Annotated in this window: 22 protein-coding genes; 9 read left to right on the forward strand and 13 right to left on the reverse strand. The window is 66.7% G+C overall.

All coding sequences use genetic code 11. The features are described from left to right. Positions 1-52: 52 nt before the first annotated feature. A complete protein-coding gene (locus U5805_RS30130; RefSeq protein ID WP_322107142.1) occupies positions 53-814 on the reverse strand; it encodes a YoaK family protein in 762 nt (253 codons plus the stop codon). Between the two features lie 253 nt (positions 815-1,067). Between U5805_RS30130 and U5805_RS30135 the strand changes: the two genes are divergently transcribed. The 4 genes from U5805_RS30135 to U5805_RS30150 all read left to right on the forward strand — a co-directional run bounded on the left by U5805_RS30135 (position 1,068) and on the right by U5805_RS30150 (position 6,032). Next, complete coding sequence (locus U5805_RS30135; RefSeq protein WP_322107143.1) at positions 1,068-2,654, forward strand: AMP-binding protein; 1,587 nt, start codon at positions 1,068-1,070, stop codon at positions 2,652-2,654. Between the two features lie 34 nt (positions 2,655-2,688). Then, positions 2,689-3,534: an enoyl-CoA hydratase/isomerase family protein gene (locus U5805_RS30140; protein WP_322107144.1), complete on the forward strand. Its 846-nt coding sequence runs from the start codon at positions 2,689-2,691 to the stop codon at positions 3,532-3,534. Between the two features lie 70 nt (positions 3,535-3,604). Further along, the gene (locus tag U5805_RS30145; protein WP_322107145.1) at positions 3,605-4,711 is read left to right on the forward strand and encodes a CoA transferase; all 1,107 of its coding nucleotides are present in this window, start codon (positions 3,605-3,607) and stop codon (positions 4,709-4,711) included. A 289-nt stretch (positions 4,712-5,000) separates the two neighbouring features. Beyond that, positions 5,001-6,032: an XdhC family protein gene (locus U5805_RS30150; RefSeq protein WP_322107146.1), complete on the forward strand. Its 1,032-nt coding sequence runs from the start codon at positions 5,001-5,003 to the stop codon at positions 6,030-6,032. 3 nt (positions 6,033-6,035) lie between these two features. Here U5805_RS30150 and U5805_RS30155 read toward each other — a convergent pair whose 3' ends face one another. From U5805_RS30155 to U5805_RS30210, 12 genes are all read right to left on the reverse strand, one after another. Continuing rightward, entirely contained in the window at positions 6,036-6,959 is a 924-nt protein-coding gene (locus U5805_RS30155; RefSeq protein WP_322107147.1) for a LysR family transcriptional regulator, read from the reverse strand. Positions 6,960-7,097: 138 nt separating this feature from the next. Continuing rightward, entirely contained in the window at positions 7,098-8,663 is a 1,566-nt protein-coding gene (locus tag U5805_RS30160) for a UbiD family decarboxylase (protein WP_322107148.1), read from the reverse strand. Between the two features lie 84 nt (positions 8,664-8,747). Continuing rightward, on the reverse strand, positions 8,748-9,473 hold the full coding sequence (locus U5805_RS30165) for an enoyl-CoA hydratase/isomerase family protein (RefSeq protein ID WP_322107149.1): 726 nt from the start codon (positions 9,471-9,473) through the stop codon (positions 8,748-8,750). A 38-nt stretch (positions 9,474-9,511) separates the two neighbouring features. Beyond that, positions 9,512-11,848: a xanthine dehydrogenase family protein molybdopterin-binding subunit gene (locus U5805_RS30170; protein ID WP_322107150.1), complete on the reverse strand. Its 2,337-nt coding sequence runs from the start codon at positions 11,846-11,848 to the stop codon at positions 9,512-9,514. Continuing rightward, a complete protein-coding gene (locus U5805_RS30175) occupies positions 11,845-12,354 on the reverse strand; it encodes a (2Fe-2S)-binding protein (RefSeq protein WP_322107151.1) in 510 nt (169 codons plus the stop codon). Before U5805_RS30175 ends, U5805_RS30170 begins: the two co-directional genes overlap by 4 nt. A 28-nt stretch (positions 12,355-12,382) precedes the next feature. Further along, a complete protein-coding gene (locus U5805_RS30180) occupies positions 12,383-12,850 on the reverse strand; it encodes a carbon monoxide dehydrogenase subunit G (protein WP_322107152.1) in 468 nt (155 codons plus the stop codon). Between the two features lie 31 nt (positions 12,851-12,881). Continuing rightward, entirely contained in the window at positions 12,882-13,700 is an 819-nt protein-coding gene (locus tag U5805_RS30185) for a xanthine dehydrogenase family protein subunit M (protein ID WP_322107153.1), read from the reverse strand. Positions 13,701-13,746: 46 nt separating this feature from the next. Then, positions 13,747-14,514 (reverse strand): alpha/beta hydrolase, encoded by a 768-nt coding sequence (locus U5805_RS30190; RefSeq protein WP_322107154.1) that lies wholly within the window; start codon positions 14,512-14,514, stop codon positions 13,747-13,749. Beyond that, positions 14,511-15,860: a fumarylacetoacetase gene (fahA, locus tag U5805_RS30195; protein ID WP_322107155.1), complete on the reverse strand. Its 1,350-nt coding sequence runs from the start codon at positions 15,858-15,860 to the stop codon at positions 14,511-14,513. Before fahA ends, U5805_RS30190 begins: the two co-directional genes overlap by 4 nt. After that, positions 15,857-16,390 carry a VOC family protein gene (locus U5805_RS30200; protein ID WP_322107156.1) on the reverse strand — a complete coding sequence of 178 codons (534 nt, stop codon included), beginning with the start codon at positions 16,388-16,390 and terminating at the stop codon, positions 15,857-15,859. The genes fahA and U5805_RS30200 overlap by 4 nt, the downstream gene beginning before the upstream one ends. 45 nt (positions 16,391-16,435) lie before the next feature. Then, complete coding sequence (locus U5805_RS30205; protein ID WP_322107157.1) at positions 16,436-17,623, reverse strand: FAD-dependent monooxygenase; 1,188 nt, start codon at positions 17,621-17,623, stop codon at positions 16,436-16,438. 183 nt (positions 17,624-17,806) lie between these two features. After that, positions 17,807-18,385 (reverse strand): UbiX family flavin prenyltransferase, encoded by a 579-nt coding sequence (locus U5805_RS30210; RefSeq protein WP_322107158.1) that lies wholly within the window; start codon positions 18,383-18,385, stop codon positions 17,807-17,809. A 297-nt stretch (positions 18,386-18,682) separates the two neighbouring features. Here U5805_RS30210 and U5805_RS30215 point away from each other — a divergent pair, with 297 nt between their 5' ends. The 5 genes from U5805_RS30215 to U5805_RS30235 all read left to right on the forward strand — a co-directional run bounded on the left by U5805_RS30215 (position 18,683) and on the right by U5805_RS30235 (position 25,231). Then, positions 18,683-19,771 (forward strand): porin, encoded by a 1,089-nt coding sequence (locus tag U5805_RS30215; RefSeq protein WP_322107159.1) that lies wholly within the window; start codon positions 18,683-18,685, stop codon positions 19,769-19,771. Between the two features lie 230 nt (positions 19,772-20,001). After that, a complete protein-coding gene (locus tag U5805_RS30220) occupies positions 20,002-21,375 on the forward strand; it encodes an MFS transporter (RefSeq protein WP_322107160.1) in 1,374 nt (457 codons plus the stop codon). Positions 21,376-21,506: 131 nt separating this feature from the next. Further along, positions 21,507-22,931, forward strand: coding sequence for a 3-isopropylmalate dehydratase large subunit (leuC, locus tag U5805_RS30225; protein ID WP_322107161.1), 1,425 nt, complete (start codon positions 21,507-21,509; stop codon positions 22,929-22,931). 2 nt (positions 22,932-22,933) lie between these two features. Then, on the forward strand, positions 22,934-23,566 hold the full coding sequence (gene leuD / locus U5805_RS30230) for a 3-isopropylmalate dehydratase small subunit (protein WP_322107162.1): 633 nt from the start codon (positions 22,934-22,936) through the stop codon (positions 23,564-23,566). A 42-nt stretch (positions 23,567-23,608) separates the two neighbouring features. After that, positions 23,609-25,231, forward strand: a complete 1,623-nt coding sequence (locus tag U5805_RS30235) for a methyl-accepting chemotaxis protein (RefSeq protein ID WP_322107163.1) — start codon at positions 23,609-23,611, stop codon at positions 25,229-25,231. Positions 25,232-25,312: the final 81 nt, after the last annotated feature.

Here is a 25,312-nt window from a genome sequence, read left to right on the forward strand (position 1 = left end):
AGGTGCTAAGAAGCCCGGAAGGAAAGCCGCCTTGAAGGGGCGGCTTTTTACATCAAGTCAAGCCACGCGGCGGCAGGCGGCGCAGATCGTCGGCCACCGGCACGCAGGCAAGCGCGAGCAGCATCGCGGAGAGCAACACGCCGGAAACGAAGCCGAAGTGCCGGAACGCGACCGCGCCGACCGTTCCGCCCAGCAGAAACATGCCGAGTAGCGAAGCCAGCACGCGCACGCGCTGCGCGTCGGCTTTCACGTGCTGCGAGGCCGCCGCCGGCACGCCCCAGTTCCAGTAGAGCCCTTTGCCCAGTTCGATGCCGAGATCGGTGACGATCCCCGTCATGTGCGTCGTGCGAATCTCGGCGCGCGAGATTTTCGTGATCATCGCGTTTTGCAGGCCCATGACGAAGCACAGCAGCGCGACCGTGGCGGGCACGAACAGAACGCGGTGATGCTCCATGTTCGCGCCGAGCAGTGCGAAGCCCAGCAGCAGCGCGGCTTCGAGCAGCATCGGCAGCGCATAGACGCTGTTGACCGCGCGGCGCCGTCCCCAATTGATCATGATGGCCGAGGTGGCCGCGCCGCCGCCGAACGCGAGAATCGAGCTGAGCGCCGCGAGCGCGAGGCCGAGGTCGCCGAGCGCGACGTTGTCGGCGACCGACGACACGATGCCCGACATGTGCGAAGTGTACTGCCCGACCGCGAGAAAGCCGCCCGCGTTGGTTGCGCCCGCAATGGCCGCGAGCGCGCGGCCCAGCCGCAAATTGGCCTTGTCGGTGCGGTCCACCGAGGTGAAACTGCGCAGGTACTGAATGGGCACGAACAACCTCCTCGGCGAACAACAGCCACCAGTGTACGGCTTTCCGCTTTGACCAATTCGGCCTTCCGCGCACGGCACTCATGCGGCGGATTGTCGCGTTAGGTCGCGAGCCGAAGCCCAATTGCCGCATTGCGAGCGGCATTATTCGGTACTGGTTATCAAGCGTACGGGATAATTTGATTCCCGTTATATACGGCCGGATATAGCATTAACGCCTGTTGAATGACTACGGTTCATAACAGGAGACAGCAAGATGATTCATCTGCGAATCGGCGATATCCTCGCGCACAACGCGCGGCGCGCGCCCGACGCGGCCGCGCTCATCGAAGGCGAGCGCGTGATCGGGTGGCGCGACCTCGACCTCGCCACCAATCGCCTCGCCAACGCGCTGGCGTCGCACGGCTTCGGCAAGGGTAAGCGCGTTGCGACCATCGTGCGCAACGGCGCGGCGGCGGTCGAATGGATTTTCGCGCTCGCCAAGGGCGGCGTGCTTGCCGTGCCGATCAATTACGGCCTCACGCCCAATGAGATTGGCGTGCTGTTTGGCGATTCGCGCCCCGACGCCATCGTCGTCGACGCCGAGTTTCTGCCCGCGCTCGAGGATGTGCTGACGCGCGCCGGCGTGCCGGTCATCGTGCGTGGCGAGGCCGCGCCGCGCGCGGGTTGGCTGAGCGAGCGCGCGCTGCTCGCGCACGCCTCCGAAGCGGCGCCCGAAGCGCGCGTGGAGCCGGACGACATCCGCACGATCCGCTACACGAGCGGCACGACCGCCGCGCCGAAGGGCTGCCTTGGCACGCATCGGCAGATTCTTTCGAGCATCGACAATTTCCTGCGCCAGATTCCGGTGCCCGAACGCGGCGCGTTTTTGCAGATGCTGCCGTTGTTCTCGGGCGCGGGCATCTGGATGGCGGTGGCCGCCGCGTATCACGGTGTCGCCAACGTGCTGATGCCGGAGTTCAACCCGCGCGCCGCGCTCGAAGCCATCGCGAAGCACGGCGTCGTGCATACCTGCGGCGTGCCGACGATGCTGAGCCGGATGACCGAGGAGCTGCAAAAAAGCACCCAACGGGACGGCCAAAACCGCGACTATGTGCTCGATTCGCTGCGCCTGTTCGGCTACACGGGTTCGAAAATGCCGCCCGCGACCATCGCGCGCGCGCTCCAGACTTTTTCGTGCGACTTCTATCAGGGTTTCGGCGGCGGCGAGATGGGCGGCCTCGTGTCGTATCTGATGCCGCAGGACCATCGCGCGGCGCTCGGCGAAGACGCGAGCGCGACGCGGCTGGCATCGGTCGGCCGTCCCGCCGGGTATGCGGAGATCCGCATTCGCGACCTCAAGACCGGCGCGCCGCTACCCGCGAACGCGCCCGGCGAAATCACCGTGCGCTCGGCGAGCAACTTCTCGGGCTATCTGAATCGCCCCGACGACACGGCCAGGACCTTGCGCGGCGAATGGGTCCATACGGGCGACGTGGGCTATCTCGACGAAGACGGCTATCTCTTCGCCGTCGATCGCGCGAAGGACATGGTCGTGACGGGCGGCATGAACGTGTCGTCGGCGGAAGTGGAAGCGGTGCTGGCCGAGCATCCGGCCGTGAAGTCGGCGGCGGTGATCGGCCTGCCGAGCGAGGAGTGGGGCGAGGCCGTCACCGCGATCGTCGTGCTGCGCGAGGCGGGGGCGGCCACGCAGGCCGAGTTGATGCAGTTCGCCCGCGCGCGCCTTGCGGGCTACAAGTCGCCGAAAGCGGTGCATTTCGTGAGCGAGTTTCCGCTCAACAGCGTCGGCAAGGTGCTCAAGCGCGAATTGCGCGACCAGTTTGCGAATCAATCAAATATTTAAGCCGGTTGTTTAGGATATCTAAGGAGAAAAAGTAATGGTATGGAAGCTGAACCACTCGGCGGGCCCGCGCGGTTATCTCGTGGAAAAAGAGGAGTTCGAAACGATTAGCATCACCATGCCGGTGGAAGGCGTGGCGAAGCTCACGCTCAATCGCCCCGACAAGCTCAACGCGTTCAATTCGGCGATGATCGGCGAGATCCGCGCGGCCATGTGGCGGCTCAACTATGACGACAGCGTGCGCGTGATCGTGCTCACGGGCGAGGGCCGCGGCTTCAGCGCGGGTCGCGACGTGAAGGAGCTGCAAGGCGAACGCGGCATGCCGTTGCCGCAATATCGCGCTTACGTGCGCGCGAATCACGACATGCTCGACGATCTCGAATCCATCGAGAAACCGGTGATTGCCGCCATCAACGGCGTGTGCGCGGGCGGCGGAATCGAGCTCGCGGCGTCGTGCGATTTCCGCTTCGCCTCGAAACAGGCCACGTTCTTGCTGCCGGAAATCTTTATCGGCGTGATTCCGGCTTCGGGCGCGTGCTCGCGCATGATCCAGATGATCGGCATCGAGAACGTCAAGGATCTCGTGATGACGGGCCGCACCGTCGACGCCGAGGAAATTCGCGGCATGGGCTTCGTGCGCCGCGTGGTCGAGCACGATCGGCTCGAAGCCGAAGCGTTCGCGTTCGCGAAACTGCTGATGAAGGGCGCGCCGCAGGCGGTGGGCATCGGCAAGCATGTGACCAACACTTGCCAGAACGTGGATACGGAAACGGGCCGCGTGTTCGAGCGGCTCGCGCAGTCGTCGCTGGTCGGCACGACCGATTCGACCGAGGGCGTGCGCTCGTTCCTCGAAAAGCGGCCGCCCAACTTTACGGGCCGTTGAGCATCGCGCCGCGCCGTGCCGTTTTTTCAGCGCGGCGCGGCGTTTTTCATTTTTCAGCAAAGGTATCGACGTGAAGCTTTCCGGTATCCGCGTTCTCGATTTTTCCCGTTTCATGGCGGGGCCGCTCGTGTCGTCGATCATGGCCGATCACGGCGCCGACGTCGTCAAGATCGAGCCGCCCGAAGGCGATCCCACGCGCCACGGCCGCCGCACGCGGGAGCGCCAGCCGGCGGGCGACTCATTCTGCGTGCTCAATCGCGGCAAGCGCAGCGTCGTGCTCGATCTCAAGCAGCCCGCCGATCTCGCTCGTGCGCATGCGCTGATCCACGACGCCGACGTGCTCGTCGAATCATTCAGCCCCGGCGTGACGACGCGCCTCGGCATCGACGCGGCCACGGCGTTCGCGCTCAATCCGCGCCTCGTGTATTGCTCGATCAGCGCGTTCGGCCAGAGCGGGCCGCTGCGCGATGCGGCCGGGCACGATCCCGCCGTGCAGGCGCTGGCCGGCGTGCTGAGCCGCGAACGCGGCGGCGCGCCCGTGATTCCGGCGGTTTCCGTGGCGTCGTGGGGCGCCGCGTTGACGGCGCTCGCCGGTGTGACGATGGCGCTTCTCGCCGCGCGCACGACGGGCCGCGGCGACCATCTCGATCTCTCGATGCACGACGTGGCGCTGAGCGCGCGCCCCGGCGCGATTTTCGACGCGCTGGAACACGAGGTGGCCGCGCTCGAGGCGCCGCGCGGTCACGCGCTGCTCGAACCGTACGAAACGGCGGACGCGCAATGGCTGTGCATCGGTGCAGGCGAGCCGCGTTTCGCGCGCGCGTTGCTCGATGCGCTTGGCCGGCCCGATCTCGTCGCGGTGGCGCTGGGCGCGCCCGGCCCGGCGCAAGATCCGCTGCGGGTGTTTCTACGCGGCGCGTTCCGGCAGAAAACGCTCGACGCCTGGCTCGGCTGGATGGCCTCGCGCGCGATCAGTTGCGCGCCGGTGCTCGATTACGCGCAGGCGCTCAAGCATCCGCACGTGGCGGCGCGCGGCATGCTGATCGAGGAAGGCGGCGGCGCGCGGCATCTGAATACGCCGATACGCTTCGCGCACGAGCCCGGCCGGCCCGATCTGCGCGTGCCCGAACTCGGCGAACACACCGAGGCGGTGCTGGCGCAGTATGACGCCCATTGATGGAGCCGACGGCGACGTAATCGAGCGGCGCCATCGAGCCGCATGAACGAGCGGCACGATTGATCGGCGCGCGTGATGAAGCGATAAAAAATCGCTGATTCCCCGCGCATTGGCGCTTGTTTACACTGCTCGCACAAGCCGGCCGTCCCGTGGCCGGCATCGTGACGCGCGCGTTGCGTCCGGCGCCATGCAGTGCGCCGGAATGCGCGGGGCTCCGCCCGGATGGCTGCTGCAAGTCTTGCATCGCGTTCGGGCGGCCGCCGCGACGCGCGCGCGGCAGGAGGCGAGGATGGACAGCGTCAATCTCGAAGTGCTTCGCGCGTGTCAGCGCTGGATCGGCGCGGGGCACCGCGCGCTGCTCGTGACAGTGGTGAAAACATGGGGCTCGTCGCCGCGTCCCGAGGGTTCGATGCTCGTGGTGCGCGACGACGGCGCCGTGGCCGGCTCCGTATCCGGCGGCTGCATCGAAGACGACCTGATCGAGCGCGTGCGCCGCCATGGCGTCGTGCAGTCGCGCCCGCAGTCCGTGCGCTACGGCATCAGCGCGGACGAAGCGCATCGCTTCGGGCTGCCGTGCGGCGGCACGATCGAACTCGTGCTCGAACCGTTGACCGGCGCGCGCGACGCGAGCGGAATCGCCGCGTTGTGCGCGCGCGTGGCCGCGGGCGAACTGGTCGCGCGCACGCTCGACATGGCAAGCGGCGCGGCCACGCTCGCGGCGGCGCGCGCGACCGAAGGCGTGGCGTTCGACGGCAAACGCTTCGTCACGATCCACGGGCCGCGCTATCGCATGCTGGTGATCGGCGCGGGGCAGCTTTCGCGCTATCTCTGCCAGATCGCGACGGGTCTCGACTATCACGTCACCGTGTGCGATCCGCGCGAGGAATACACCGACGTCTGGGACGTGCCCGGCACCGCGCTCGTGCGCACCATGCCCGACGACACCGTGCTCGACATGAAACTCGACGAGCGCAGTGCCGTGATCGCGCTCACGCACGACCCCAAGCTCGACGACCTCGCATTGATGGAAGCGCTCAAGACGCCGGCGTTCTACGTGGGCGCGCTCGGCTCGCGGCGCAACAACGCGGCGCGGCGCGAGCGCCTGAAGGAATTCGATCTTTCGGAATCCGAACTGATGCGCCTGCATGGGCCGGTTGGCATCTACATCGGCAGCCGCACGCCGCCCGAGATCGCCATTTCGATTCTCGCCGAGGTGACGGCCGCGAAAAACGGCGTGTCGCTGCCGACGATCCTGCAAGTGGAAGGCGCGAAAGCCGCGCGCGAGATCGCGGCTTCGGCCGGCTCGCTGTGCTTCGCCTGAACTTCAGTCCTCGCCCACGCCCACGAGCCCCGCCGGGTCTTCCTTCGCCGCTTCGGTGAATAGTTTGGTGAACTGATCGAGCGTGCTCATGGTGTCGCGGCCGGTGCGCGTGATGCGGTAGAACGAGAGCGGCACTTCGGGGCGCAGCGCGTCGATGCGCACGCGATAGCGGTAGCAGATGTGCTCGCAGAACTGCGGCATGACGGCGGTGCCGAGCCCTTCCTGCGCCATGGCGATGGCGGTCTGCAAATGCCCGACCACGATGCGGCGGCTCACCGTCACTTCTTCCTTCGAGAGCGTGGCTTCGATCAGCCGTTGCAGCGGATTGTCCTTCGGCAGCGTGATGAGCGTCTGGTTTTCGAGCGCCGTCCAGCGGATGCCCGTGCCGCGACGCGGCGCGTCCTCGTCGGAACTCGACACGGCCACGAGGCGCGTGGGAAAGAGCGGCACGCGGTCGATGCCGGAAATCTGCGAGAAGAACACGCCGAAGGCGGCGTCCAGATGGCCTTCTTCGACCATTTGCAGCAGCTCGGTGGGATTGCGGTCCACCAGCTCGATGTGCGAAGCCGGATACACCTGCGCGAAGCGCGCGAGCACGGGCGGCATCAGGCTCGCGGCGATCATCGGCGTGCAGCCGAGCAGCAGCGACGACTGTTTCTGGCGGCCGAGTTCGTTGAGTTCGATCACGGACCTTTCGAGCGTTTCGACGATCGCCATGGCCGTGGGGTAGAACACGCGTCCCGCGTCGGTGAGCGAGACGGTGCGCGTCGTGCGTTCCAGCAGCCGGCAGTTCAACTGCGTTTCCAGCTCGCGGATGATCGCGGAGAGCGCGGCCTGGCTCAGGTGCATGCTCTGCGCGGTTTTCGTGAAGCTCGATGCGTTCGCGACGCCGAGAAAGACCTTGAGTTGTTTGAGGGACAGATTCATCGGCGACAGCTCTTACAGGGTTCGGACTGGAATTCGGGCGTGCATTCGGTCTTGAAGCAAGCCCGATTCTATCCCGTCTGTCGCGGCGGCTGGCCGCCCGGCGCGGGCCGTGCGGGCGCAGCCGGTATCGCCGCGGCGTCAGGCGAACGCGTAGCGACCTTCTTCGTCGCGCGTGACGGCGCGGCGTTGCGCGATGTCCTCGAGCCAGCGCACCACCTCGCGGCCGTCGCGCGTGCCCGTTGCGGCCATCAGTTCGGTGAAGCGCTTCGGGCCGTGTTCGAGCGCGGCCTCGAGCGAGTCGAAGCGCGCGCCGCGATAAGCGGGCGGCGTCGGCACGCGATGTTCGAGATCGCGTTCGGCGCCGGGCGCGAGCAGCGGCAGCGTGAGATCGAAGCCCGCCTTGGCCGTGGTTCGCGCGCCCAGCAGCGAGGGATCGAGCGGCATCGCGCGCAGCCCGTCTTGCTGCACGAGATCGCGGTCGGCCTGGAAGCGCGTGGCGAGCGCCCAGTCCATTTGCTCGTCGGAGAATACGTCGATGTCGGGATCGACCACGAACACGTGCTTCACGTTGGCAAGCGAGGCGAACACGGCCGCGATGGCGTTGCGCGCCTCGCCGGGCACGCGCTGCTGCATGGCGACGCGCACGTTGAACATGCCGCCCGTCGCCGGATTGGCGTAGACGGCCTTCACCTCGCGCACGGCCGTTTCGAGCGCGCGCCACACGGTCACTTCGGTGCGCAGCGCGGCAAGCTGCGCGGTGTCGGTGCGCGCCATCGAGCGCCCGCCGATCGTGCAGGTCTGGAACACGGCGTCGCGGCGGTGCGTGATGGCCGTGAGATGGAACAGCGGATTGGTTTTCACGCCGCCGTAGTAGCCGAGGAATTCGCCATACGGGCCTTCGGGTTCCGCGTGGCCGCGCTCGTCCAGATAGCCTTCGAGGATGAATTCGGCGTCGGCGGGCACGAGCAGGTCGTTGCTCACGCACTTGACCACGCCCATCGCCTCGCCGCGCAGCGCCGCCACGAGTTCGAGCTCGTCGGCGGGAATGCGCATGGTCGCGCCCACGTGATCGACGGGATGCGTGCCCACGGCGAATGCAATGGGCGTGCGCTCGCCGCGCTTCGCATGACCGATGGCGATGGCGCGCAGGTCCGAGGGCGCGACCAGGTCGATGCCGGCCGTGCGGCGGCCGCGCAGCATCAGGCGGCGAATGCCGACGTTGGTCCAGCCCGTTTCCGGGTCCACGGCGAAGTCGATCGACGCCGAGATATACGGCGCGCCGTCCAGGTCGTGTTGAAGATGCACGGGCAGCGCGGTGAAGTCGCAAGCGTCGCCCGTCAGCACGACTTGCTGCACGGGCGCTTCCTCGCGGCTCACTTCCACGAGCCTGCCTTTCACGCGCAGGCGTTCGCGCACGGTGTCGAGCAAGCCTTGCGGCGTGGTGCCGAAGGCGAGCGCGAGGCGCGAGCGGCTCGCGGCGACGCTGCCCGCGAGCGAGACGTTGCCGCCCGAGGGGCGCGCGAACCACACGGCGCGCGGGTTGCCTTCCATGATCGCGGCCACGTCGGCGAGATCGACGCTTTCGTCGTGGCGCTCAAGCTCGGTTTCGTCGAGCGATTCGAGGAAGCGGCGCAGCCGGAAGCGTTCGAGGTCGGGCGCGCTCGCGCCTTCGGCGGTGGAGGGAATGGCGGTCTTGGGTCTCACAATCGGGGTTCCTCGCGCAGCGGGGCTGCGCCGTGGTTATCAAGCGTTATCGAGCGTTATCGAGCGGCGAAGGCGCGCGGCGGGTCAGAAGCGCGCGGAAAGCGCCGTGGCCGCGAGATGCGCCGCGAAGCCGCTTGCGCCGCTCGCGGGCATTTCGGGCGCCAGATGCAGGAACTGCTTGACCGCGCGCAGCGTGACCGCGCTACAGCCGAGCAGCGTTTGCGTGAGCGCCTCGGCTTGCGCATCGAGGCTCGCGGCGGGCGCGACGCGGCTCACGAGCCCCGCGTTCAGCGCTTCCTGCGCGGAAAGCTTGTCGCGGCTCAGCACCATGTGCGCAACGGTTTTCACGGGCACGCGGCCGATCAGCGCCGACATCACGAGCGTGGGCGGAATGTCGCGTTCCATTTCGGGGATCTGGAACACGGCGTCGTGCGCCGCGAGCGCGATGTCGCACACGCCCGCGAGCGCGCAGCCCACGCCGATCGCCTCGCCGCGCACGACCGAAACCACCGGCACGCGCACGGCCTTGAGCGCGTCGTAGAGCGCGAGCGGCGGCGCGGCCACCACGCGGCGCAGCGTTTCGGCCGACGGCTTCGCGTCCTTGGGCGGCATCGGCGAAAGGCGGCCCTTGCAGAAGTCGGGGCCGCGCGAAAGGACGCGCACGAGTTTCACGTCGTCGTCGAGCGTGGCGACGGCTTCGATGATCGTCTCGCTCATCGCGGCGTCGATCAGGTTGCCGTTCTCGGCGCGGTCGAGCACGACGTCGACGAGCGAGCCGTTGCGTTCGATCGCGACATAAGGGCTGGGCATGCGGGTCTCCTTGTTTTGAGGGCGTGGATGGCGGCCGGTCAGGCCGCGTCGCGGTGGATGTACTCCCACACGACTTTCGGCGTGGCCGGCATCGCGAGTTCGTCGGTGCCGTATTCCTTGAGCGCGTCGGCGAGCGCGTTGAAGATCGTTGCCGTGGCCGGCGTGATGCCGCTCTCGCCGCCGCCCTTCACGCGCAGCGGATTGCCGTGCGTGGGGTCTTCGGTGAGTTCGAGGTTGAGCGTGGGAATCACGCCCGCGCGCGGCATGCCGTAATCCATGTACGAGCCGGTCAGCACCTGGCCCGTGTCGCGGTCGAGATAGCAGGTTTCCGAAAGCGCCTGGCCGATGCCTTGCGCGAGACCGCCATGCACCTGGCCTTCGACGATGAGCGGGTTGATCGGCTGGCCCACGTCGTCGACCGAGGTGTAGTTGACGAGCGTGACCACGCCCGTGTCCGGGTCCACTTCCAGCTCGCACACGGCCGCGCCCGTGGGATGCGCGGGCACGCGCGTGTTGACTTCGGCTTCGGCGTAGAGCTTGCGCGTGCCCGGCGCGTCCGGCAGACCGTCGCGCGCGACGTGCGCCGCGAGTTCGAACAGGCCGATCTCGCGCGCCGAAGCCGTATCGGCGAACACGCCGTTCCCGAAGCTCACGCGCTCGGGCGAAACGTCGAACAGGGCCGCCGCCGCGCGCTTGCCTTGCGCGACGATCTGCGCCGCCGTATCGACGAGCAGCATGCCGCCGAGGCGCATCGAGCGGTCCGAGTGGCTGCCGCCGCCCACGCTTACGAACGCGGTGTCGCCGGTGCGCAGCGCGATCGCGCCGACCGGCACGCCCAGATGCTGCGCGACGACCTGCGCGAAGGTGGTTTCGTGGCCTTGCCCCGTGGATTGCGTGCCCGAGACGATGTCGATGCGGCCTTCGGGCAGCACCGTCAGCTCGATGCGCTCGCGCGGCGCGCCCACCGGCGACTCGATGTAGTTCGCAAGGCCGATGCCGCGCAGCACGCCGCGCTCGCGCGAAGCCGCGCGGCGCGCCTCGAAGCCGTCCCATTGCGCGAGTTCGAGCGCGCGCGCCATGTTGCGCGCGAATTCGCCGCTGTCGTAGGTGAGGCCCATGGGGCTGCGATACGGCAGCTTGTCGTGCGCGACCAGATTGCGGCGGCGAATTTCCGCGCGATCGAGCTTCAGTTCGGCCGCCGCGAGGTCGAGCATGCGTTCGATCACGTGGGTGGCTTCGGGGCGGCCCGCGCCGCGATACGGCGCGGTCGGCACGGTGTTGGTCAGCACCGCGCTGATGTGAACGGCGGCAACCGGCACGTCGTAGACGGTCGTCATGATGCGCGTGCCGTTCGACATCGGCACATAGGAAACCGTATGGCCGCCCACGTTGCCGATCCATTCGTTGTCGATGGCGAGAATGCGGCCGTCCGCGGCGAAACCGAAGGTCGCGCGCACGATCTGGTCGCGGCCCTGGTAGTCGGAGAGGAACGCTTCGCTGCGGTCGCTCGTCCACTTCACCGGCCGGCCCACGCGGCGCGCGGCCCACACCACGGCCAGTTGCTCGACGTAGATGAACGAGCGCGGGCCGAAGCCGCCGCCCGTGTCCGGACACACCACGCGCATCTGCGCGGGCGGCACCTTGAGCGCCGCGGCGAGGCAGAGCTTCTGGCGCACCGCGCCCTGGCTGCCCGAGATCAGCGTGTAGGTGCCGCTCGCCGCGTCGAATGCGCCGATGGCGCCGCGCGGCTCCATCTGGCAATTCACCACGCGGCTGTGATGGAATTCGCGCGCGAGCACGAGCGGCGCTTCGGCGATGATGCGGCGCGCGGCCTCGCGGTCGCCGATCTGGGTCTGGAAGCAGAGATTGCGCGCCGCGCCGTCCCACAGTTGCGGCGCGCCTTCCTGCATCGCGTCGGCGGCGTTCACCACGGCGTCGAGCACGTCGTAATCGACGTCGATCAGCTCGCTCGCATTGCGCGCGGCGAGCGGCGTTTCGGCGATCACCATGGCGATCGGCTCGCCCACATAACGCACGCGGTCGACCGGCAGCGGAATGTGGAACTGGTTGAAGATTTCGCCCGTCAGCGAAGTGAGAAACGCCTTTTTCGTGGCGTCCACGGCGTCGATGGGATTGGGCACGTGATCGACGCCCTGGTAGCCGTCGTCGAGATAATCCTGGCCGACGAGCACCGCGATCACGCCGGGCGCCTCGCGCGCGGCCGTCACGTCGACCGAGCGCAGCGCGGCATGCGCGTGCGGCGAGCGCAGAAATGCCGCGTAGACCTGGCCTTCGACGCGCAGGTCGTCGGTGTATTGTCCGTTGCCGGTGACGAAGCGCCGGTCCTCGAGGCGCGGAAGCGGTTGACCGATCATGGCTTGGCGTCCTCCGTCGCGGTTTGCGCAAGCGCCGGATACATCTCGCGCGCCGCGTGACGCACGGCTTCGATGATGTTCACGTAGCCCGTGCAGCGGCAGATGTTGCCTTCGAGCGCGTGGCAGATGCTGGCGTCGTCGAGCCTGGGCGTGTCGCGCAGATGAAATCCCACCGACATGATCATGCCCGGCGTGCAGAAGCCGCACTGCAAGCCGTGGCATTGCACGAACGCGTTCTGCACCGGATGCAGCGGCGCGTCCGCGTTCTCGCGCAAGCCTTCGACCGTCGTGACCGCGCCGCCGCTCGCCTGCGCGGCCAGCACCGTGCACGACTTCACCGATACGCCGTCGAGATGCACCGTACACGCGCCGCACTGGCTCGTGTCGCAGCCGACGTGCGTGCCCGTGAGGCGCAGCGTTTCGCGCAGGAATTCGACGAGCAGCGTGTGGTCGGGCACGGTGCGCCGCACGTCGACGCCGTTCACCCGCAATTGGACTTCAGCCATGATTTACCTCGTATTGCTGGGAATGCGCTCAGTTCGCCGCGCCGGCGTTCGCTTCGGCGCTCATCGTCGCGTTGAAGCGCTTGAAGAATTCGGCCGCGAGCTTGTTCGCCACCGACGTGACGAGGCGCGAGCCGATCTGCGCGAGCTTGCCGCCCACTTGCGCCTCGGCCACGTAGGTGAGGAGCGTGCCGCCTTGCCCGGCGTCGGCGAGCGTGACCGTTGCGGTCATCTTGCCGAAGCCCGCAATGCCGCCTTCGCCCGAGCCCGCGATCTTGTAGCCGTTCGGCCCGTCGCGCTCGGAGAGCAGCAGCGTGCCCTTGAAGCGCGCCTTCACGGGGCCGACCGAGGCGACCACCACGGCCTTGTACTCGTCGTCGCTGTGCGCGACGAACTCTTCGCAGCCCGGCACGCATGCCTGTAGCACGGCGGCGTCGTTCAAGCCTTTCCACACTTGCTCGCGCGTGGCGGCGATGGTCTGCGATCCGGTGAACTCCATTCTTGTGTCTCCTGAAAACGTTGATGCGAAGTTAAGCGGGCTGGCGCAGCGGTTGCGCCAGCAGCGCCTGCAAGGCGCGGCGCGTGTAGGTTTCGACCAGATGCGCGCGATACGCGGCGGAGCCGTTGTCGTCGTCGGGCAGCGCGCTTGCGTCCATCTTCAGCGCGGCGAGCGCGGCTTCGGAGAGATCGGCGGCCAGCGCGGTTTCCGCGTCGAACCAGCGGAACACCGAAGCGCCCGCGCCCGTCACGGCCACGCGGACCGCATCGGCGAATTGCGCGATGAACACGCCGACCACGGCGTAGCCCGAAGCGGGCTGGCGAAACTTGGCGTAGGCGGCGCGCAGCGGAACCGGATACTCGAAGCCGGTCACGATCTCGCCGGGTTCGAGCGCCGTTTCGAAGGTGTCGACGAAGTAATCGTCGGCGGCGATGCCGCGCTGCGAAGTGAGGACGCGCGCGCCGAGCGCGAGCACGGCGCTCGGATAGTCGGCGGCGGGGTCGTTGTTCGCGACCGAGCCGCCCATCGTGCCGCGATTGCGCACCTGCGGATCGGCGATCACGTTGGCAAGCTGCGCGAGCGCGGGAATGGCCGCCGCCACCACGGGCGAAGCCGCGACTTCCGCGTGCTTCGTGAGCGCGCCCACGTGCAGCACGTTGCCCTCCACGCGCACGCCGCGCATGGCGTCGATACGCGTGAGGTCGATCAGATGCGAGGGCGCGGCAAGCCGCTGCTTGAGCGTGGGGATGAGCGTCATGCCGCCCGAGAGCGGCCTGGCGTCCTCGTGCTCGCGCAGCCACGCGAGCGCGTCGTCGAGCGAGGTCGCCCGCAGATAGTTGGTCTCGTACATGATGTCTCCTGCCGCCGCGCGCGCGGCAAGCGGCGCGCGGCATTCGTCACGGCTGTTTCAGCCAGTTCTCCAGCGCCGTCGCGAGCGCGACGGGCACTTCGTACATCGGGTAATGGCCCGCGTTCGCGAGCGTTTCGAGCGTCGCGTGCGCATACCAAGCGAGCCACGTGCGGTTCATCAGGTCGGCGGTGATGGTCGGATCGTGCTCGCCCACGAAAAGCTTCACGGGCGTGGCGTTGCCTTCGACCTGCGCCGAAAAGTCGTTCGCGGCCCATTGGGGCAGATAACCCGCGAAGGCGTCGGCGCGCGAAAGGCGCTGCGACTCGCGCGCGAGATGCGCGGTGAAGCGCGGCGCGAGCCGGTTGCCGGTGGAGAACGCGATGATGCCCGCGCGCCGCTCCACGTCGTCCACGGCGGCGCGAAACGCCGCGAGGCGCGCTTCGTCCATGCGCGAGCCGCACGCGGGCACGGCGCACACGCCGGCCATGCGCTCGATGCGATGCGGCGCGGCGAGCAACACGCGCTGGATCGCGACGCCGCCCATCGAATGCCCGATCAGGCTGAAGCGCTCCCAGCCGAGATGATCGGCGAGCGCGAGCACGTCTTGCGCCGCTTCCTCGAACGTGAACGCGCCGTCGCGCTCGCGCGAGCGGCCGTAGCCGCGATAGTCGAAGAACACGTAGGTGAACGCGTCGAGGTCGAGCGCGGGCACGAGCGCGCGCCAGTCCTCGGCGCTGCCGAACCAGCCGTTCATCGCCAGCACCTTGCGCGGGCCGTTGCCGACCTGCGCGTAACCGTTGAGCGCGGGCGTCATGCCACCTCCGCCGCGCGCGTTGCGAAGGCGAGCGCGGGCGCGATGAGTCCGCGGCATTCGCCGAAGCCGATCGGCACCGCGCCCGCTTTCGCCGCGCGCGCGCTCAGCACGATTTCATCGCCGTCCTCGAGCGCCGTGCGCGTTTCGCCGTTGGGCAGGCGCAGCGGATCGCGGCCCGCGTTCGTCAGTTCGGTGAGGCACGCGCGTGCCGCGTCGTCGGCGCCGGAAATCGTGCCGCTGCCGAGCAGATCGCCGGTGCGCAGATTGCAGCCGTTGCTCGTGTGATGCGCGACCATCTGCGCGAACGTCCAGTACAGATTGTCGAGATGCGTGTGCGTGATGCGCACCGCTTCGGCGCCGCTCTCGCGCAGTTGCCGCGTGGAGAGATGCGCATGGAGTTCGAGATGCAGCCCGCCTTCCTGCTGATCGCGCGCGCCGTGCAGATGCGCCATGAGCGGCGGATCGTTTTCCGCGCGCGCGACGGGCGCCTTGCGAAACGGCGCTAGCGCCTCCGCCGTCACGATCCACGGCGAAAGGCTCGAATGAAAACTCTTGCCGAGGAACGGTCCGAGCACCTGCTCGAACCACTGAATGCTTTTCGCCGACCAGTCGTTGAGCAGCGAATAGCCGAAGATGTGCGCATGCGCGTCGTCGATGGCGATGGGCTGCGTAAGCGCGTTGCCCGCACCGATCCACGCCGCGAGTTCCAGCTCGAAATCGAGCGCGGGCGCGGGACCGAACACGATCTGGCCGTTCGCGTCGCGATACTGGCCGTGCGGGCGGCGCACCTCGCCGCCGCTCACGCGCAGCGACGAAGCGCGGCCGTGATAGGCGATGGGCAGCGACTTGAACGCGGGCGGCAGCGGATCGGCAAGACCCTTGTAGCGGCCGTGGCGCTCGGTGTGATGGAGCGAAGTGAGAAAGTCGGTGTAATCGCCGACTTCGCAGGGCAAGCGCAGCGCGAGCGTATCGAGGCGCGGCAGCAGCGCATCGGCGTGGTCCTGCATGAACTGGCGTTGCGGCGCGTCGTGCCTGAGCAGGTCGGAGAGCGCGGCGCGCAATGCGCTCGCGTGGAGCGCCGGCATCGACATCAGCCGGTTGAGCGTGCCCTGGCTCGCGGCTTCGCAGGCGAGTGCGGCGTCGCTGCCCGGCGCGAGCAGGGCGCTCTCGTGCAGCGCGCGCAGGTCCACGGCATGTTCGCCGATCGCCACGCCCGCGCGCACGATGCCGTCGCGTTCGAAGGCGCCGAACGGCAGGTTCTGGATCGGGAAGTCGGTGCCGGCGCGATTCGCCGATTCGACCCAGCTACGGCGCGACGGATCGTGAGTGGGATTGAGCGCGCTCATGCGGCGGGAGTCTCCGATACGGCTTTTTGTCGTTCCCCGGTCCACGCGTCGAGCGCGGAGCGCGCTTCCTTCTTGTAGGCCGCGAGCGTTTCGGCGGGCGCGACCGGCACGGTCAGTTCCATGCGAAAGCCGTTCGGGTCGAAGAAGTAGATCGAGCGCACGAAGTGATGGTCGGTCACGCCGAGCACCTCGATGCCGTGATCGACGAGACGCTGCTTCATCGTTTCCAGCTCGTCGATCGAGCCGAGGCGCAGCGCGATGTGGTTGACCCACGGCGGCGTGTTCGGCGAAGGTTCGGCGGCGGTGTCGTCGCCGAGATCGAAGAACGCGATGTTCGAGCCGTCCGCCATTTCGAAGAACAGATGCACGTACGGGCAGTATTCGCCCGTGCTCGGCACGCGGTCGAGACGGATCAGATGAACGAGCGGCAGGCCGAGGATGTCCTCGTAAAAATGGCGCGTTTCCTCGGCATTGCGGCAGCGCCACGCGAAGTGGTGCAGGCCGAGCACGGGCGGCAGGGTTTCGGGCATGCTGTGTCTCCTGAATGCGCGGAGGGATGAAAGGCGGGTGCGCTTTTAGATTTCGACGGTGTCGACGTTGTATTCGAACAGCCAGTTGTAGCGTTCCTTCACGCGTTCCTCGCTCCATTCGCGGTCGACGTATTCGGCCGCGCCTTCGGCGTGCGCGAGCGCGGGATTGTGGAAGCGCTTGGTATTGGCCGCCGAGCCGCGCACGATGCGCGCGGTGCGTTCGAGGCGCAGAGACTCGTAGCGTTCGAGCGCGAGCGGCAGATCGCCTTGATACTGCGCGAGGCAGCGCGCGATCAGATAGCCGTCCTCGAGCGCCATGCCCGCGCCTTGCGCGAGAAACGGCAGCGTGGGATGGCACGCGTCGCCGAGCAGCGTGGCGTTGCCCGAGGACCAGCGCGTCATCGGCTCGCGGATCATGAGCGCCCATTTGTACGGCACGTCGATCGCGGAGATCATCGTGCGCACGTCCTCGTGCCAGCCCGCGAAATCGGCGAGACATTCTTCGAGCGTGCCGCGCTCCGACCACGATTCCACCTGCCAGCCGTCGCGCTCGACCGCGCCCACGAAGTTGATGAGCTTGTTGCCGCGTAGCGGATAGTGGATGACGTGCGCGCCGGGGCCGACCCAGTTGGTGCCGAACGGCGTGCGCAGATGCTCGGGCAGCTTGCTCGCGTCGATCACGCCGCGCCAGGCCATCACGCCCGAATACACCGGCTCGTCCGCGCCGAAGAGGGCGCGCCGCACGCGCGAATGCACGCCGTCGGCGCCGATCAGCAGGTCCGCTTCGAAGGTGGCGCCCGAAACGGTCTGCACCTCGACCTTGCCGTTCTTCTGCACGATCGACTCGACCTTGTGATCGAGCTTGATGGCGTCGGCGCGAAATGCGCGCACGGCGTCCACGAGCGCTTCGTGAAGGTCGGCGCGATGCACCGTGAGATAGGGGAAGCCGTAAACTTCGCGCGAGGCCGCGCCAAGGTCGAACAGCGGCCAGGTCTGCCCGCTGTTCCAGAGCCGCACGCGCTTGCCGGGCGGCTCGCATGCGAGGCCTTCGAGACGTTCGCCGACACCGATCTGATAGAGCACGCGCGTGGCGTTGGGGCTCAATTGCACGCCGGCGCCGATTTCGCCGAGCGCCTTGGCCTGTTCAAGGATGGTGACGTCGAAGCCTTTTCTCAACAACGCGGCTCCTGCCGTCAGGCCGCCGATTCCGGCCCCTGCAATGACGATCTTCATTCGACCTTCGACCTCTTTCGTATTGACGCTTTCTTTTATCGGGAAGTTTTATCAATCCATCGACAAAAGTTTTAAATGGGGTTCTGTTTTAAAACAAAACCACTTTAATTGAACGCCAGCTGCTAAAGAAGCAAAAGAATTCGAACGTCTTATCAGTGAATTTTGTTAATACGCGGATAAATCTCACATGCCCCAGCGATGCACGACCGAGGATTCGATGCCGAAAAGATCGAGTACGCGCCCGAGCGTGTGATCGACCATTTCGTCGAGCGATTCCGGGTTCGCGTAGAATGCCGGCACCGGCGGATAGACGATCGCGCCGGCTTCGGTCACGCTGGTCATGCTGCGCAGGTGGCCGAGATGCAGCGGGGTTTCCCGCACCATGAGCACGAGGCGGCGGCGCTCCTTGAGCGTGACGTCGGCCGCGCGCGAGAGCAGCCCGCTGGTCACGCCCGTGGCGATCTCCGAGAGCGTGCGGATCGAGCAGGGCGCGACGATCATGCCCATAACGGGGAACGACCCGCTGGAAATGGCCGCGCCGATATCGGTGTTCGGATAGGTCACGGTGGCGAGCGCGCGCACGTCGGCCACGCTGTACTGCGACTCGTGCGCGAGCGTGACCTGCGCGGAGCGGCTCATCACGAGGTGCGATTCGATGTCGAGCTGCCGGAGCAACTGAAGCAGCCTGACGCCGTAGACGACGCCCGATGCGCCGCTAATGCCCACGATCATGCGACGGGGCGGTACTCCGCTGAAATGCATTGATGCTCTCCGCTAAAACGGTTTCTCAATCCGGTTGCGGCGGATGTTAGCACGCAGTTTCATTCTTCCGGATAGGTTATGAGGCTTTTTGGAATTAATGAGTAAATACCCTGGCCGAGTATTCGGAATGTTCGATTGATTGATAAACAATTCGCGATTCAAAACGCGAATTGAAGTGGTTACACTCTGTCCGGCATCGAGCTGCGGGGCGTCGAACGACGGTCCGAGGAGACAGAGGCGATGCAGCACGCCGGCGCCGCGAGCGACCGGCAAACGATAAAAAATTGGAGACACGTGTTGAAAACTCGTCTGCTCGTCGGCGGTTGCGCCGCGATCCTGGCTGGTCCGGTATGTGCGCAGTCGTCGGTTACGCTGTATGGCAGCATCGACGTCGGCGTCGACTTCGTATCGAATTCGCAGGGCAAGCATCTGGTCCAGGAGTCGTCCGGCAAACGCCAGCCGGATCGTTGGGGACTGCTGATCAAGGAGGATCTGGGCGGCGGCAACACGGCGTTCGCGCGGCTCGAATCGGGGTTTCTCACCAGCACGGGCGCGCAGATCAACCCCACCAGCTTCTTCAACCGCGACGCTTATGTGGGACTTTCGAACGATCGTTGGGGTTCGCTGAGCTTCGGCAACATCAACGACTATATCTATCAATACGTGGGCCGCCTGAACAATTCGGTTCCCGGCATTTCGTCGTTCTATACGCCCGGCAATCTGGACGGTCTTGCGAACACGCACGCGCTCAACAACGCGGTGAAGTACGAGACGATCAACTTCCACGGCTTCCAGGCGGGCGTGATGGACGCGTTCGGCAATCAGGCGGGCAATTTCAGCGCGGGGCGCCAGTACAGCCTGGGCGCGCAGTACCTGAGCGGGCCGGTGAAACTCGCCGTTGCGTACACGATGTCGCACAACCGCACCGCCGACATCTTCGGCACCTTCAGTCTCGGCTCGCTGCTCGGTCAGCCGCTGAAGCAGGGCACGATGTTCAACGCGAGCCGTTACAGCACGCTCGCCGCGGGCGGCTCGGTGAAGATCGGCTATTTCACGCCGCATGTCACGTATTCGGGCGTGAAGCTCGAGGACAATCGCGGCTCGGCGACGCTCAACAACTATCAGGCCGGCGTGAACATCGACCTGAGCGGCAAGGGGTTCTACATTCTCGGCGTGTCGTTCGATCACTCGCTGTTTCAGGGACTGGCGATCAACCAGTACAACCTGTTCCTGACCGATTATTTTTCGAAGAGCACGCAGGTGTACGCGGGCGTGGGCCTGCAACGCGCTTCGGGACCGGGGGCGCGCGCCGCGCAGTTCGGCTATCAGCCCTCGACGAGCGGCAGCCAGACAGTCGCGCGCATCGGCGTCAACCATATGTTCTGACGAAGCGGAGGTGCCATCGTGCGGTGAGGGAGAACGTAAGACAGCGAACGTGAAACGGATTGTTCACATATTTCGATCTCTTCATCGCTATTTTTTGATTGAGCCGCGTGGGGCCGCCTCTTATATTGTGGCTCCGGCCGTGGCGCCGCCATGAGGAATAGTGAGGAGCAACAGCGCGAGCGGGCGCGCCAGGCCGGCGCACCCGCACACGTGAGGTAAATGGGACACACATGCAAGCAGACCGGACTTTCAACATCGCGACACTGGTAGAAGAACAGAAGACGGGGCGCTTTGCCGTCGGCCTGCTGTTCTGGTGTTTCCTGATCATGCTGATGGACGGCTACGACCAGACGGCCGTGTCGTTCGCGGCGCCGGCCATCATCAAGGCCTGGCACGTTTCGCGCGGCGGCTTTGGCCCCGTATTCGGCGCGGGGTTGTTCGGCACGCTGATCGGCTCGTTCATCTTCGGCTATCTCGGAGACCGGCTCGGGCGCAAGAAGGCGATCATCATCGGCAGCTTTTTCTTCGGTATCCTGACTTATGCGTCGGTGTGGGTGACGTCGCTCCAGGAACTCATGCTATTGCGCTTTCTCGCGGGCATCGGCATGGGCGGCGTGGTGCCGAATTCGGTCGCGCTCGTTGCCGAATACGCGCCCAGGCGCCTGCGCGCCACCTGGGTCACGCTGATGTTCTCGGGCTTTTCGATCGGCGCGGGCTCGGGCGGGCTGGTGTCGTCGGCGCTCATTCATCGCTTCGGCTGGCCCGTGATGTTCGCCGTGGGCGGCGGCGGCTCGCTGCTGGTCGCGCTGCTGCTGATCTTCACGCTGCCCGAATCCGCGAAACTGCTCGTGATTCGCCAGCGCGATCCGCACATGTTGCGACGCCTCATGACGCGCCTGCGTCCCGAACTGAAGCTGCCCGCCGACGCGCAGTTCGTCGCGGGCGAGGTTCGCGAGAAGCAGCGCTTCGTGCTGAAGCTGATTTTCTCGGACGGCCTCGCGGCCATCACGCCGCTGCTGTGGATCGTGTTCATCGCGAACTCGATGGCGCTGTACTTTCTCCAGAACTGGCTGCCGATCCTGATGGAAGGCATGGGCATCGACCCGCGCGGCGCGGGGCTCATCACGATGATGTTCTCCGTGGGCGGCGTGATCGGCGGGCTGATCCTGTGCCGTTTCGTCGACAAGCACGGCGTGCTCGCCATCATTTCGCTGCCCGTGATCGGCTTTCCGGTGGTGGCGCTGCTCGGCCACGGCTCCTCGCAAGGCTGGCTCATGCTGGCCGTGTTCGCCACGGGCTTTTGCGTCGTGGGCGCGCAGTACGGGCTGTATGCGGTGGCGGGCATGATTTATCCGACTTCGTTCCGCTCGGCGGGCGTGGGCAGCGCGATATCGGTGGGCAAGATCGGCTCGGTTTCCGGGCCTGTGATCGGCGGCCTGCTGCTCTCGATGCATTTGCCGATCACGCAGCTCTTTTATGCGGCTTCGTTGCTGTTCGTGATCGCGGCCGTGTTCTCGACGATCCTCGCGCTGCTTTATCGCACGCGCTTCGGCGAGCAGAAGGCGCCGGTGCCGGCAGCGGAGGCGGCCGCCGAGCCGATGTAACGTGTTTCGAATGCCGCGCCCGGCCGTTGCAATCGCACGGCGGCGCGGCAAGACGGTCAAACCGAATATCACCGCGCCATATCGTTCGGATTCCTGATGATATGGCGTAAGACAGCGCGCAAGCCACGCCGATGAGCCAAACCCTCTACGACAAGATTTTCGATGCGCATGCCGTTCGCACGGACGGGGACGGCACGACGCTGCTCTATATCGACCGCCATTTGCTGAACGAAGTGACGAGTCCGCAGGCGTTCGAGTCGTTGCGGCACGAGCGGCGGCCCGTATGGCGCGCACGCGCCAATCTTGCCGTGGCCGACCACAACGTGCCGACGACGGCGCGCGAACTCGGCATCGGCGACGCCATTTCGCGCATTCAGGTGGAGGCGTTGCGCGAGAATTGCGAGCGCAGCGGCATCGAGCATTACGGCATGGACGACGCGCGCCAGGGCATCGTGCATGTGGTCGCGCCCGAACGCGGCAGCACGTTGCCGGGCATGACCATCGTGTGCGGCGACTCGCATACGAGCACGCACGGCGCGCTCGGTGCGCTCGCGTTCGGCATCGGCACCTCGGAGATCGAGCACGTGCTGGCCACGCAAACGCTCATCACGCGCCGCAGCCGGACGATGCGCGTGACGGTGAACGGCACCCTGCCCGCCGGTTGTTCGGCGAAGGACGTGGCGCTTGCCGTGATCGGCATGCTCGGTACGGCGGGCGCGACCGGTCATGCGATCGAATTCGCGGGGCCGGTGGTGCGCGCCTTGTCGATGGAAGGGCGCATGACACTTTGCAATATGTCGATCGAAGCAGGCGCGCGCGCCGGTCTCATCGCCGTGGACGAGACCACGCTCGCGTATTGCCGCACGCGCGAACACGCGCCGCGCGGCGAGCAGTGGGAGCGTTCCGCGCGCGCATGGCGCGAATTGCGCTCCGACGAAGGCGCGCGCTTCGACGCGGAACACACGCTCGACGTTTCGGCGCTTGCGCCCCAGGTAACGTGGGGCACCTCGCCGGAAATGGTCGCGAGCATCGGCGGGCGCGTGCCTGATCCGCGCGAGACCCGCGACGCGGGCCGCCGCGCGGCGTGGCAGCGCGCGCTCGATTACATGGATTTGCAGGCCGGCACGCCGATCGAGTCGATCGCCATCGACAAGGTGTTCATCGGCTCGTGTACGAACGGGCGGCTCGAAGACCTGCAAGCCGCCGCCGCCGTGCTGCGCGCGGCCGGCGGACGCATTGCGCCCAACGTGCGTCTCGCGCTCGCCGTGCCGGGCTCGCAGCAAGTCAAGCGCGAGGCGCAGGCGCTCGGGCTGCACGAGATATTTATCGGCGCGGGCTTCGAATGGCGCGAGCCGGGCTGCTCCATGTGCCTTGCGATGAACGCCGACCGGCTCGAAGCGGGCGAGCGCGTGGCGTCCACCTCGAACCGCAACTTCGAGGGGCGTCAGGGCGCGGGCGGGCGCTCGCATCTGGTGAGTCCCGCAATGGCGGCGGCGGCCGCGCTCGCGGGGCATTTCGTCGACGTGAGAAATATCGTTAGTAGTACAGGAGAATAAGCATGGAGCCGCTCGTTTGCCATGACGGTCTGGTGGTGCCGCTCGACCGCGACAATGTGGATACCGACGCCATCATGCCCAAGCAGTTCATGAAGTCCATCGCGCGCACGGGCTTCGGGCCGTATCTGTTCGACGAGTGGCGTTACCGCGACGCCGGTTACTACGGCAAGCCCGCGAGCGAGCGCACGCCGCGACCGGAGTTCGCGTTGAACCTGCCGCGTTATGCGGGCGCTTCCGTGCTGCTCGCGCGCCGCAATTTCGGTTGCGGCAGTTCGCGCGAGCACGCGCCGTGGGCGCTGCATCAATATGGTTTTCGCGTGCTGGTGGCCGAAAGTTTCGCCGACATCTTCTTCAACAACTGCTGCAAGAACGGCCTGTTGCCGGTGCGGCTCGATGCGGCGGCCATCGACCATTTGATGAACGCGGCGGCCGCGACGCCCGGTTACCGGCTGCGCTTCGATCTGCGCGCGCAAACCGCGATTGCGCCCGCAGGCGAGCATTGGCGCTTCGAGATCGCGCCCGCGCTGAAGACGCTGCTGCTCGAAGGGCTGGACGAAACCGGCGCGACGCTCGAATTCGCCGATGCGATCCGTGCCTTCGAAGCCGCGCATCTCGAACGTTCGCCGTGGCTGTAGCCGTCGCGCCCCTTGTTTTCGACCACGATTTCACGCCACGCCATGACGCCCCATCTCACCGCCGGTTCGCCCGATTCCGCCTACGACGCCGCGCCTGCAACGACATCGCGCATGCGCGCGAAGGCCATGTCGTTGCAGGCGCGGCTCGCGCTCACCATCGCGCTGCTCGCGGCGCTGATGACGGGCATCGGCGCGCTCGGTCTCATGGGCGCCTGGCGTGCCAATCGCGCGAACCAGGACACCTACGAAAACAAGCTCACGGCGGCCGTGCATATCGGCAATGCGGAGTTGCTGATCGGGCGCACGCGGCTCGTGCTCGGCGGCGCGATGGCGCAACCCGACGGCCCGCGCGCCAAGGAGCAGATCGCGCACGCGAGCGACTTTTTCGCGCAATCGGACAGCGAATGGCGTGCGTTCGTCGACGAGCCGCACGAGAACGACGAAGCCCCGCTGATCGAAGCAGCGAGCCAGCGGCGCACGCCGATGCGCGAAGCGATGCGCGCTTTCATCGACGCCCTTGAAGCCGGCGATCGCGACGGCGCGCAGCGCATCGGAACGGTGCAACTGAGTCCGCTGTTCAATGCGATGAGCAGTGCGAACGATGATCTGAAGCGCACGCTCTATGCGAACGCGAAGCGCAGCTATGACAACGCCGAGCGCTATTTCCGCGTGTTTTTCGCGATCTCGGTCGTGCTGATTGCTTTCGGCATCGCGGCGGCGGCGTTGAGTTGGCTGACCTTGCGGCGAGCGATCATGACGCCGCTCGGTGAAGCGCTCGCGCATTTCGAGGCGATTGCGGCAGGCGATCTGCAACGCACGATCGCGCACCATCGCGCCGACGAAATGGGGCGTCTGCTCGACGGCTTGCGCAACATGCAGACGCAACTCGCGCAGACGGTCACGGCGGTGCGTTCCAGCAGCCGTTCGATTGGCACCGCAACGGCCGAGATCGCGGCGGGCACGCTCGATCTTTCGTCGCGCACGGAGGAGCAGGCGGCTTCGCTCGAGCAAACCGCCGCCAGCATGACCGAACTCACCGAAACCGTGCGCCAGAACGCAACGCGCGCGCAGGAAGCGCATGCGATTGCCGATGAGGCGTCGGCGGCGGCCAGCGACGGCAACGGCGCCATCGCGCGCGTGAGCGGCACGATGGGGCGCATCGAATCGAGCGCGCGCAAGATCGCGGACATCACCGGCATTATCGAAGGCATCGCGTTTCAGACCAATATTTTGGCGCTCAACGCGGCGGTGGAAGCGGCGCGCGCGGGCGCGCACGGACGTGGCTTCGCGGTGGTTGCCGCCGAAGTGCGCTCGCTTGCGCAGCATGCGGCCACGGCAGCCAAGGAAATCGGCGATCTGGTCGGCGATGCGGTGCGCGCGGCGTCGGACGGCACGATGATGGTGGCCGAGGCCGAGCAGGCGATCGGCAACATTCTGGACGCCGCGCGGCGCTTCGCCGAGATGATGGGCGGCATCGTGTCCTCGGCCGAGGAGCAGCGCGCCGGTATCGAACAGGTCGACGCCGCCGTCAATCTCATGGATGCGATCACGCAGCAGAACGCCGCGCTCGTGGAGGAAGCGAGCGCTGCCGCGCAGGCGCTCGATCAGCAGTCGCGCGAACTGGAGCGGCAGGTGGCGAGCTTTCGCGTGGCGCAGACTGCATAAAGGGCGCGCATAAAAGGCGCGCAAAAAAATGCACGCCGATATCGCACGACAACGAAAACGAGGAGACACGGCATGCATTTT

Origin of the sequence: Paraburkholderia sp. J41 (genome assembly GCF_905220235.1) — a bacterium.
Lineage (GTDB): Bacteria > Pseudomonadota > Gammaproteobacteria > Burkholderiales > Burkholderiaceae > Paraburkholderia.

What these genes read in the sequence shown, in the direction of transcription:
- U5805_RS30185 (WP_322107153.1), bottom strand. Translation starts at nt 13,700, where the DNA reads ATGTACGAGACCAACTATCTGCGGGCGACCTCGCTCGACGACGCGCTC.
- U5805_RS30150 (WP_322107146.1), top strand. Translation starts at nt 5,001, where the DNA reads ATGGACAGCGTCAATCTCGAAGTGCTTCGCGCGTGTCAGCGCTGGATC.
- leuD (WP_322107162.1), top strand. Translation starts at nt 22,934, where the DNA reads ATGGAGCCGCTCGTTTGCCATGACGGTCTGGTGGTGCCGCTCGACCGC.
- U5805_RS30140 (WP_322107144.1), top strand. Translation starts at nt 2,689, where the DNA reads ATGGTATGGAAGCTGAACCACTCGGCGGGCCCGCGCGGTTATCTCGTG.
- U5805_RS30170 (WP_322107150.1), bottom strand. Translation starts at nt 11,848, where the DNA reads ATGATCGGTCAACCGCTTCCGCGCCTCGAGGACCGGCGCTTCGTCACC.
- U5805_RS30175 (WP_322107151.1), bottom strand. Translation starts at nt 12,354, where the DNA reads ATGGCTGAAGTCCAATTGCGGGTGAACGGCGTCGACGTGCGGCGCACC.
- U5805_RS30180 (WP_322107152.1), bottom strand. Translation starts at nt 12,850, where the DNA reads ATGGAGTTCACCGGATCGCAGACCATCGCCGCCACGCGCGAGCAAGTG.
- U5805_RS30205 (WP_322107157.1), bottom strand. Translation starts at nt 17,623, where the DNA reads ATGAAGATCGTCATTGCAGGGGCCGGAATCGGCGGCCTGACGGCAGGA.
- U5805_RS30235 (WP_322107163.1), top strand. Translation starts at nt 23,609, where the DNA reads ATGACGCCCCATCTCACCGCCGGTTCGCCCGATTCCGCCTACGACGCC.
- U5805_RS30210 (WP_322107158.1), bottom strand. Translation starts at nt 18,385, where the DNA reads ATGCATTTCAGCGGAGTACCGCCCCGTCGCATGATCGTGGGCATTAGC.
- U5805_RS30220 (WP_322107160.1), top strand. Translation starts at nt 20,002, where the DNA reads ATGCAAGCAGACCGGACTTTCAACATCGCGACACTGGTAGAAGAACAG.
- U5805_RS30165 (WP_322107149.1), bottom strand. Translation starts at nt 9,473, where the DNA reads ATGCCCAGCCCTTATGTCGCGATCGAACGCAACGGCTCGCTCGTCGAC.
- U5805_RS30200 (WP_322107156.1), bottom strand. Translation starts at nt 16,390, where the DNA reads ATGCCCGAAACCCTGCCGCCCGTGCTCGGCCTGCACCACTTCGCGTGG.
- U5805_RS30155 (WP_322107147.1), bottom strand. Translation starts at nt 6,959, where the DNA reads ATGAATCTGTCCCTCAAACAACTCAAGGTCTTTCTCGGCGTCGCGAAC.
- U5805_RS30190 (WP_322107154.1), bottom strand. Translation starts at nt 14,514, where the DNA reads ATGACGCCCGCGCTCAACGGTTACGCGCAGGTCGGCAACGGCCCGCGC.
- leuC (WP_322107161.1), top strand. Translation starts at nt 21,507, where the DNA reads ATGAGCCAAACCCTCTACGACAAGATTTTCGATGCGCATGCCGTTCGC.
- U5805_RS30135 (WP_322107143.1), top strand. Translation starts at nt 1,068, where the DNA reads ATGATTCATCTGCGAATCGGCGATATCCTCGCGCACAACGCGCGGCGC.
- fahA (WP_322107155.1), bottom strand. Translation starts at nt 15,860, where the DNA reads ATGAGCGCGCTCAATCCCACTCACGATCCGTCGCGCCGTAGCTGGGTC.